Source organism: Sulfurovum sp. (genome assembly GCF_041562805.1).
GTDB lineage: Bacteria > Campylobacterota > Campylobacteria > Campylobacterales > Sulfurovaceae > Sulfurovum.
In genome coordinates this window covers 1-9,452 of the sequence record NZ_JBFFOH010000094.1, presented here as the reverse complement: position 1 = coordinate 9,452, position 9,452 = coordinate 1, and the positions used below count along the sequence as shown (strand labels likewise).

Sequence of the window (9,452 nt, the reverse complement as noted above, 5' to 3'; positions counted from 1 at the left end):
ATTAAGATAGTAAGAATGGAAGCTGCCAGACAGCTTGCTGCTTTTCCTCTTGGAGAATTAGACAAAAAGACGAAAGAGTTATTAACTAACGCTTTTGATGAGTATGAAAAGATACTTTTATTTACAGCAGAACGTCCTGAGTCACAGCTATCATTGGCTCTTTTCTATGCTCAGCGTAATAAGCACGATAAGGCAAAAAAGGCATATAGTGAAGCGTTACGACTTCAATCGCAATATATTCCTGCTTATATCAACTATAGTGAATATTTATTACAGGGGGGAAAGAAGGAACAGGCATTTGAGATTTTGCAACAGGGCTTGAAGAATGTTCCAGATGCAGCAATTCTTTATCATGCACTGGGACTATGGTATGTTCGTAATCAAGAAGCTGACAAAGCAACTCCTTGGTTGAAAAAAGCTGTTGAACTTGATAAATACGATCCACGTATATCTTATGTTTATGCAGTTGCTATCGGTGAGAAGGATCCTAAAGAAGCTATCAAAATTCTTGAAGGAGCCTATGCAAAACATACTGGAGATCTTCAAGTTGTTTCAGGTTTAGCTTATTATACAAAGGTGATCGGTGACAGTGCTAAGAGTAAAAAGTATGAAGAGAAATTTAAAAAGCTTCAAAACTTTTCAGTAGGTCAGTAGTTTCAAATATTATCTTGATTTGGAATAGAGATTATTATTTGATATACTTTATAATATAATAAAAAAAGGGCTGGAATGAATAGATTTGAAGCGTCACTTGGTCATGTTATCAATTTAGATTTCGATACACATGAATCAATGATAGATGCTGCTTTACACTGGAGTCTTGAAGAATATCAGTTAGATAGTGGACGTTTTAAGGGAACTATCAATGCAGTACATACTTTAAACATTCAAATTGCAAGTACCTTTCGTTCAAGCGGTGTATTCGTTAAAGGGAATATTCCAAAAAATACATATCTCTTTGCCTCTGCAGAATCTAAGGGTAAGATAACTCATAACGGATTGAGTATAAATGAAAATGAATTAATAGTTCTTAATGAAAATGACCAACTAGATTTTACCTCTTCATCTGCTGTGAATGATGTGACAATAGCTATAGATAAAGATTTTTTCGATGACGCATTTAAAAATTATTTTAATAAACACTTTCAATATGATACGATCAATAAACGTATACAATTAAAAGAAGATGCCGGATCTACTTTTAGAGCTTCCGTACAAGATCTGGTTGGCGACCTGATGAAGCAAAATACAAAATTGCAAAGTGATTCTGTTTTTTGTACAAAAACGGAACAAGAAATTTTACAAATTATTTTTGATAATATTGATCACAGTAGACAACATAAAAGTAAATCGGAAAGTGAAATAAATGCTGAAAAGATACGGAAATATATAGAGAAAAACTACATGAGTGATATTTATATAAATAATCTTTGTAATAATAAAAAAATATCTGAAAGAACACTTCGTTTAGCCTTCAAGAAGCTTTTTGGAATGTCCCCAAAACAATATCATAAATCTTATCGTTTAGGAAAGATTCACCATACTTTTTTACAAAATAGTAATACTATAGAAACAGTTGAAAATATTGCATATGCTCATGGTTTTACACATATGGGACATTTTGCTAAAAGTTATAAATCTATGTTTGGGTATACACCTTCTCATACTCTTAAAAAATTGTCCCCTTAGCTTAGAAAATACGCTAATACTATAAATATCTGCAGTTTCAAACATTTCCCCATATAAAAGTACATTTGCCGTTTTTGGATAGAAAGTAATCAAAATAAGTGATATACTTAATCAGTATCGATAATTTATTGGAAAGGATGCTAAATGAAACTATATACAAAACTTACTTTTGCAACAGTAGCACTTTTGCTTAGTACGACACTTCTCTTTGCTACAGAACAGTCTCCTAGAGATGTACTTAATAAAGCATATGACTATATCGGCAGTATGGATAAATATGCTTTTAAGGCAGTTGTGATAGACAATATTACAACTGAAGATGGAACTGTTGGTACATTAAGACATGATGCCACAGTAAAGGTTGATAGGCCTGGAAAACTGCGCGTAGATGTAAAAGGCGATACGAGAGATAGAAGTAATTATCTCAATAACGGTGTCTATACGATGATGGATCATGGATTTGGCTACTATGGACAAATTAAAATACCTGAAACAATTGATGAAGGGTTAGACTATATCTTTGAAAAATATGGTATCAGAGCACCTTTGGCACAATTGATCTATAGCAACACGCATAAACGTGTAAAATTCATAAAAAGTAAACATTTCGGTACGATGATGGTAGATGGTATAGAGTGTCATTATATAGCTTTTAGCAACGTTCTTAGAGATGTACATGTATGGATCTCAAAAGGTGATAAACCACTGGTTAAAAATTATAGTATTATTGATAGAACAGGTGGTTTTGAACATAGGATAGATACTTCATTGTATTGGGATGTGAATGCCAAAATATCAGACAGTGATTTTATTTTTACCGCACCTAAAGGGGCAGAAAAAATATCAGTACAGAGTGCAAATTAAGGAAAGGAGATATGATGAAAAATAAAAATATGTTTTTAGTTAAATTTTCAGTAGTTGCAGCCATGATAGGACTCTTTTCTCCATCAGTAAATGTTAAACCCACTCTCCAATCAGTTAATGATTATAATGTTGTAACCTCTTTAGATTTCAGTATTTCTCTTTTCAATACAGCTGAGGCAAGAGGTCGAAGTGTGAGTAGATCAAGATCTGGTGCAAGTCGAAATGTGAATGTCAATAGAAATGTGAATGTTAACAGAAATGTGAATGTGAATCATAGATACTATGGCGGATATCACCGTTATGGTTATTATGGAGGAAGAGCCATTGTTGCATTTACTTGGGGATTGGCGATAGGTTCGATGATTTCGGCATCTACTATGCCTACAACCTGTACAACAGTTGTGGCAAATGGCATTAGCTATAGACACTGTGGTAGTTCATATTATCAACCTTTTTATCAGGGTGATACATTGGTTTATAAAGTGGTTGCTTCTCCTTATTAATGGATAAGAAAGCATAATAATTTAGAGGTATTACAAAACCTCAATAATTGAAAGGATAGTTTTATGAAGAAAAAAAATATAATTCAGGCAATGCATTTTTCTTTGTCTATAAGCATGTTTATTTCAGTGCCTCTTTTGGCAGTAGAAGTTCATGGTGTTCTTGGTTCAGCAAGTGCTACAACCACAATCGATGGGAAACAAATTCCTGCTCCTGATCCGGAATTCGGTGGTGTAATTAAACAAGATGCACTAAAATCAAAGGCTTGGTGGGCTCCAAGAGTCACTCCTCCTAATGATGCGCCAAACGTCTTGTTGATTATTACTGATGATGCTGGCTTTGGTGTGCCAAGTACCTTTGGAGGTGTGATTCCTACACCATCACTTGATCGTGTTGCCAATGATGGACTGCGCTACAACAATATTCACTCTACTGCACTATGCTCCCCGACAAGAGCAGCACTTATTACTGGACGGAACCATCATTCAGTTGGTTTTGGTGTGATCTCTGAGCAGGCTACAGGCTTCCCGGGCTATAATAGTATTATTCCTAAAGAGAAGGCAACGATCGGACGGATCCTTTTGGATAATGGTTATGCCACTTCATGGTTTGGAAAGGACCATAATACTCCTTCCTTTGCCGCAAGTATGGCTGGACCTTTTGATCAATGGCCAACGGGTCTTGGATTTGAGTATTTTTATGGATTTGTGGGTGGTGATGCGAATCAGTGGCAACCAAACCTCTTTAGAAACACTACACAGATCTATCCGTTTAAGGGTAAACCGGAGTGGAACTTGGTTACAGGGATGGCTGATGATGCTATTGCTTACTTGAAACAGCTCAATCAAACGATGCCAGATAAACGTTTTTTTGTTAAATATGCACCAGGTGCCACACATGCACCGCACCATCCGACAAAAGAATGGGTAAAGAAAATCAGTGATATGCACCTTTTTGATAAAGGATGGAATAAGTTGCGTGAAGAGATCTTTGAAAATCAGAAGAAGCTTGGCGTAATACCAAAGGATACACAGATTGAGCCGTGGCCGACAGAAGTTATTCCTAATTGGGATGATCTAACAGCCGATGCAAAAAAGCTTTACATCAGACAAGCTGAGATATTTGCAGCCTATGCAGCCTATAATGATTATGAGATCGGACGTGTTATTCAGGCTATTGATGATATGGGCAAGCTTGATAACACTCTTATTATCTATATTAACGGAGATAACGGTACCAGTGCAGAGGGTGGCCCTTTGGGAACACCTAATGAAGTTGCATTCTTTAATGGTATCAACAAAATGCCAGTAGAAACGCAAATGAAATGGTATGATGTCTGGGGGACAGAAGAGACATATAACCATATGTCAGCGGGCTGGTCATGGGCCTTTGATACACCATTTACATGGTTTAAACAAAATGCTTCGAAACTTGGAGGTATTCGTCAGAATATGGCAATCTCTTGGCCAGCACGTATCAAGGATAAAGGTGGTCTGCGGGAGCAGTTCGCTCATGTGAATGACATAGTGCCTACCATCCTTGAGGCTACGGGTATTCCTGCCCCTGAAATGGTGGATGGTATTAAACAGGAACCGATGGAGGGGACCAGCCTTGTCTATACATTTGATAAGGAAAATGCTAAAGCACCGTCACGACACACGACACAGTATTTTGAAATGATGGGTCAGTGGGCACTCTATCATGAAGGTTGGCTGCTCAGCACTAAGGTAAATCGTGCTCCATGGGAAGCCTATGGTGCTGCAAACCCTGATCCACTGAACAACCAAGTACTAGAACTTTATAATCTAAATGAAGACTTCAGTCAGTCTAAAAACATTGCTGCAGAGCATCCTGAGAAGGTAAAAGAATTAAAGAAACTGTTCATCGAAGAAGCGAAGAAATATCAAGTCTTCCCGATGGATGCTTCGGTAGCCACTCGTTTAGTCATGCCGCGTCCAAACATTACTGCGGGTAGAACAGAGTTTGTCTATACTGAGCCAATGGTCGGTTTACCACAAGGTGATTCGCCATCTCTTCTTAACACTTCTTACACTATAACGGCTGATATTGAGGTACCTAAAGGTGGTGCTGAAGGTATGATTCTCGCCTCAGGTGGAAGATTTGCAGGATATGGTTTCTATTTGCTTAACGGCAAACCAGTGTTTCTGTGGAATCTTGTAAATCTTGAACGCATCAAGTGGGAAGGCAAAGAGGCGCTTACCCCAGGAAAGCACATCGTCGAATTTGACTTTAAATATGATGGTCTGGGTGCTGGTACCCTTGCGTTCAACAACATGAGTGGACTAGGACGGTCTGGTACAGGTACATTAAAAGTAGATGGCAAGGTAGTGGATACTAAAAAGATGGAAAAAACGCTGCCAATGATTTTGCAGTGGGATGAGAGTTTTGACATTGGTTCAGATACACTCACGGGTGTAAATGATGCAGATTACAAACCACCTTTTCCTTTAACTGCTAAACTGAACAAGGTAACTATAAAAGTTGATCGGCCTAAGCTTTCACCTGATGACATTAAAAAACTCGAAACTGCTAAGCGAAATAATGCTTCGAGTGAGTAAGACTCCTCTTTTGGGGGTCGGTGACTTTAAAAAGAATACACAAAACAAGGAGATTTAAATGAAAAAGATTATGATAAGTGCACTTGTTGCAAGTAATTTAGCATTAGCAGGCGGAGATATAGCTCCAGTAGAGCCAGTCATAGAAACGCCAGTAGTAGAAGCAAATCCATGGAAAAATGAGGTATCGATCTATGCATGGCTACCTACTATTTCTGCTAATACACCACTACCTGATTCTGGTGACAGTATCGATGCAGAAGACATCCTAGATAATCTAAAAATGGTTTTTATGGGTGGTTACAGCGGTAGAAATGACACTTGGTCAATGTTCGCAGATGTCATCTATATGGATATAGGAGATAGTAAAAATCATACATTCACTAATGGTGACAATGCCCATGTTAGTGTCGATATGAAAGCACTACTTATGCATGCTGGTGTAGGTTATAATTTAGTAGACACTGGAGATAGTATCCTTGATGTAGTAGGGGGTGTACGTTATGTAGATCTTGAAACGGGTGTCTCTACAGCAGGCCGTATACTAGAACCAGATAGCGATATATCAGCTTCAAAAGATTTCACTGACTTTTTTGTCGGTGTTAAAGGATACAAGAATATCAATGAGAACTGGTACATTCCTTATGAAGCTGACATTGGATCAGGTGATACAGAACTAAGCTGGCAAGTGTTTGCAGGCATTGGTTACCGCTATGATTGGGGAGATGTTAAACTGGGTTACAGATATCTAGAATTTGATATGGAAGATGACGCAGTTGTAGATGATCTTACTTTAAGTGGTGCAGTACTTGGAGTTAGCATCAAGTTTTAATCGATATATTTGACAAACCCACTGTGAAACGGTTGTTTAGGTTCTGTCAGGTTTGTCTTGTAATATCTGCATAAAACAGATTCCAGTCTGGTTATAAAAAATTTAAAGGCAAGAAATGAACAAATTATCCAAAATTCTCTTGATTAGTCAACTAGCTATTTTCTCAACCATGAATTTCTGCCAAGCAGAAAGTCTATGGGATAAAACTACAAAAGCAGTCTCAGATACCGCAAGTAAAGTGGTCGATACAGTAAGTGATGCTACAAGTAGTGATACTACCTCCAAAGAAAAAGCGAGACATACTATTAACAACAATGCACAAAAGGCACTCTCTAGATTATTCAGAGAGTCAAAAGAGGCGAAAGAGCTATACAATAAGGCTGCAGGTTATGCAGTATTTGATTCTCGTGAAGTTGCTTTTTTGATCAAAACAGGATTTGGTTCGGGTGTCGCAGTGAATAGATCCAATCATTCACGAACCTATATGAAAATGGCAAGTGGTGGTATAAATATTGGAGGTGGTATAAAATCTATGCAGATGATATTCATTTTCCCTACACATAAAGCATTCAATGCATTTGTAAATGATGGTTGGACTGCGGAAAGTGATGCAAGCGCAGTTGCTGGCGATGATAGTAGTAGTGTTGGAATCACTTTGAAAAATGGTACAAAAATCTATCAATTAGTTGATACTGGGTTAATGTTAAAAGCAAGCCTTAGCGGAACCAAATATTGGAGAGATACGGATCTTAATTAACATAAACAGTATTCGAATGAAACGAAATAATCTTATCAAGGAGAGAAAATGAATATGGTTAAAAATAGTAGGTGGTCCATTGCACTTAGCATGCTTTTAATACCAATGACAACTTCATTTGCTTCAGATCAAAATACAGAGCTTGCAAAGAAACTGGCTAATCCTATCGCATCATTGATCAGTGTTCCTATACAGTATAACTATGATTCAGACATTGGGCTGCTTGATACTGGTTCTAAATCTTTTGTGAATATACAACCTGTAATCCCTATCTCACTGAATGATGACTGGAATGTTATTTCAAGAACTATTTTGCCTATAGTATGGCAGGATGATATAATCGCAGGTTCAGGGAGTCAATCAGGATTGGGTAATGTGACACAGAGTTTATTCTTTTCTCCAAAGCTCCCGACAGAAGATGGCTGGATATGGGGTGTTGGACCGGTCTTCTTAGTGCCTACAGCAACTAATGATTTGATCGGTGGAGATCAATGGGGTGCTGGACCTACAGGAGTTGCACTTAAACAAAGTGGTCAATGGACTTACGGTGCATTATTCAACCATGTTTGGTCGTTTGCTGATGATAAGAACCATGAGATTAGCAGTACTTTCTTGCAGCCCTTTCTCTCACATGTAACGGATAAAGCAGTAACATATGCATTAAATACTGAGTCAAGCTATAACTGGAAGACTGAGGAGTGGTCAGTACCCATCAATGCTACTGTGACGAAAGTCATGAAATGGGGGGATCAACTTGTCAGTGTTGGTGGGGGTGTACGATACTGGGCTGTATCAGATTCTGATTTTACTCCTGAGGGGTGGGGTGTACGTATACAATGTACTTTTTTGTTTCCTAAGTAGTACATAGTTAAATGCCATTTATTATACTGACATGGATACAATTGATGGTCTTGAAGTAAAAGTTTCCTAGGTTTACTCTTTGGTTGAACTCCACTCATAAAAATTCCCCAGTGTCCTTTAGACACCTCCTCTAATGCTGTTATACTTAAAAAAACAGATGACGGGAAGCTATTATTTGAATACAAAATATAGGAGTCAGTAAGTAATTGGACAATGTGCTGGATCACAGCATTTAACTCTTTGGTACTTCTCACCAGGCTCTCTTCTATATTTAACCTAGTGGCAAATTCTTCAAAGAAGTCTCTTTTTTTCATACTTGTCCTTTATCGGGGTAATTTATGTAAGTATTATATCAGACAGTATTTCATAATCTTAGAAAATAAAATTGAATTGAATTGAACTTCCATTAAAAAAAATAAGTTGCAAATTTTTGAGGTAAAAAAATAATTGAAACATTATAAAACATGCCAAACTAGAACATTTTATAAGGTTTTCTATTGAAGGGTATGAATTTATGGCTCGCAAACGTCGCTATAGCGAGAAACGTTATAAAATATGTTAGATTATAAGGTTTTGAATAGAGTTCAATAAATTTAGAATTTAATACAAATAAATGTATAGTGTGTTTTGGACAAATATTAAAGGTTCTAAATTGATAAAATATATTTATTTACAAACCAATCAATCAAAAAAAAGCGATTTATTAGATGATAGAGATTTTGATTTAAGTCTTTTTCATATAACAGAATATATATCTAGAGATATCTATAAACAAAGATATAAATATGAAAAAGCTAATAAAATTGTTATTGAAATTGATCATGCTAAAGAGGAGCTTTTGTATCAAGAAATGTTTAAAAGTATAACTTATAATTGTACATTTTCGGGAGAGGAAATGTTGGCTCTTTCTAGAATAGAACAAAGAGAAAAGATATTAGAGATTCTGAATATTTCAGCAAAAAAAGTTGATAAGTTAATACCAGGAATCAAAGAGACAATTGAAGACTCTATCTCTTCTTTTAGAGAAGGTGAATATAAAAACATATGGCTCTTTAAGAAACGAAGAATTACAGGATCGGGGACAGCTAAACTTATTTGTGAATTAACAGTCTCAGAGTTTATTTTAACACTTAGTGTGGAGAATAAAGAGGGCGATGAGATATATAATAAAGTGCTTTTTAAAGATGATTCTGATCCTTTCTTGTCATATAATGAAAAGTTTAAAGAATTAAAAGTAGATAGCGATAATATTCTTATATTTGATAAATTTGATTGTGTAAGTTTTAAGATTCCTTTGTCTGAAATAAAAAAGAATTAAATCTATAGTAGATATGTTTTCAAAACCTTATAAAATATATAACTTTATGAGGTT

At 36.3% G+C, this 9,452-nt stretch carries 10 protein-coding genes; 9 read left to right on the top strand and 1 reads right to left on the bottom strand.

Features of this window, described 5'->3' with window-relative positions:
• The 8 genes from ABYK33_RS10590 to ABYK33_RS10555 all read left to right on the top strand — a co-directional run.
• On the top strand, positions 1 to 654 hold a 654-nt coding region (locus ABYK33_RS10590), incomplete at its 5' end, for a tetratricopeptide repeat protein (RefSeq protein ID WP_373033170.1).
• A 75-nt stretch (positions 655 to 729) separates the two neighbouring features.
• Positions 730 to 1,689 (top strand): helix-turn-helix domain-containing protein, encoded by a 960-nt coding sequence (locus ABYK33_RS10585; protein WP_373033168.1) that lies wholly within the window; start codon positions 730 to 732, stop codon positions 1,687 to 1,689.
• 144 nt (positions 1,690 to 1,833) lie between these two features.
• Positions 1,834 to 2,553 carry a DUF2092 domain-containing protein gene (locus ABYK33_RS10580; protein WP_373033166.1) on the top strand — a complete coding sequence of 240 codons (720 nt, stop codon included), beginning with the start codon at positions 1,834 to 1,836 and terminating at the stop codon, positions 2,551 to 2,553.
• Positions 2,554 to 2,567: 14 nt separating this feature from the next.
• Positions 2,568 to 3,056 carry a hypothetical protein gene (locus ABYK33_RS10575; protein WP_373033164.1) on the top strand — a complete coding sequence of 163 codons (489 nt, stop codon included), beginning with the start codon at positions 2,568 to 2,570 and terminating at the stop codon, positions 3,054 to 3,056.
• Between the two features lie 63 nt (positions 3,057 to 3,119).
• Positions 3,120 to 5,633, top strand: coding sequence for an arylsulfatase (locus ABYK33_RS10570; RefSeq protein WP_373033163.1), 2,514 nt, complete (start codon positions 3,120 to 3,122; stop codon positions 5,631 to 5,633).
• Positions 5,634 to 5,691: 58 nt separating this feature from the next.
• Positions 5,692 to 6,462 (top strand): outer membrane protein, encoded by a 771-nt coding sequence (locus ABYK33_RS10565; protein WP_373033162.1) that lies wholly within the window; start codon positions 5,692 to 5,694, stop codon positions 6,460 to 6,462.
• A 115-nt stretch (positions 6,463 to 6,577) separates the two neighbouring features.
• Positions 6,578 to 7,219 carry a hypothetical protein gene (locus ABYK33_RS10560; RefSeq protein WP_373033161.1) on the top strand — a complete coding sequence of 214 codons (642 nt, stop codon included), beginning with the start codon at positions 6,578 to 6,580 and terminating at the stop codon, positions 7,217 to 7,219.
• Between the two features lie 48 nt (positions 7,220 to 7,267).
• Positions 7,268 to 8,080, top strand: coding sequence for a transporter (locus tag ABYK33_RS10555; RefSeq protein ID WP_373033160.1), 813 nt, complete (start codon positions 7,268 to 7,270; stop codon positions 8,078 to 8,080).
• On the opposite strand, the gene ABYK33_RS10550 is transcribed toward ABYK33_RS10555, so the two are convergent.
• Entirely contained in the window at positions 7,969 to 8,394 is a 426-nt protein-coding gene (locus ABYK33_RS10550) for an AbiV family abortive infection protein (RefSeq protein WP_373033159.1), read from the bottom strand. The two genes, ABYK33_RS10555 and ABYK33_RS10550, sit on opposite strands and share 112 nt — an antisense overlap.
• Positions 8,395 to 8,732: 338 nt before the next feature.
• Here ABYK33_RS10550 and ABYK33_RS10545 point away from each other — a divergent pair, with 338 nt between their 5' ends.
• The gene (locus tag ABYK33_RS10545; protein ID WP_373033158.1) at positions 8,733 to 9,398 is read left to right on the top strand and encodes a hypothetical protein; all 666 of its coding nucleotides are present in this window, start codon (positions 8,733 to 8,735) and stop codon (positions 9,396 to 9,398) included.
• Positions 9,399 to 9,452 lie beyond the last annotated feature (54 nt).